This window comes from Vibrio sp. 2134-1 (genome assembly GCF_033339495.1).
On record NZ_JAWOUS010000671.1, the window covers coordinates 1 to 598 of the forward strand.

Sequence of the window (598 nt, forward strand, 5' to 3'; positions counted from 1 at the left end):
TGATTGACAGGCTGTTGTGCCGTCATTCACGCTTCCTTTTATTGTTCATCTATACCCAGTGAGAGTAAGACAGCGCCAGTGTGAATGCTATAAAAAATTGGCTCAGGTGGGGAATCTCACGATATTCGCTGCATTCCTAGGCAGTTTAAGGTTAAAATCCTCTGCAACAGCAACACAAAAAACGACGAATATAATGAAAATCGGACTCTTTTACGGCTCAACAACCTGCTACACCGAGATGGCAGCAGAGAAAATTCGCAACATTATTGGTGCAGACCTTGTCGATATTCACAATGTGAAAGAGACGCCGCTATCTCTGATGGCTGAGTATGATTTATTGCTTCTAGGCATCTCGACTTGGGACTTTGGTGAGATCCAAGAAGATTGGAGCGCTATTTGGCAAGACATCGCGTCTACGCCGTTGAAAGGCAAAGTTGTGGCCCTATTTGGTCTTGGCGACCAAGAAGGCTACGGTGAATGGTACCTTGATGCCATGGGCCTACTGCACGACGAGCTAAAAGCAACCGGCGCCCAGTTTATCGGTTATTGGCCAAACGAAGGCTATGAGTTTGAAGCCTCTAAAGCGCTAACGGAAGAT

Annotated in this window: 1 protein-coding gene; it reads left to right on the forward strand. The window is 46.3% G+C overall.

Translation table 11 applies throughout. From position 1 onward, the window contains the following. Positions 1-193: 193 nt before the first annotated feature. On the forward strand, positions 194-598 hold a 405-nt coding region (fldB, locus tag R7R78_RS27875; RefSeq protein WP_225474821.1), incomplete at its 3' end, for a flavodoxin FldB.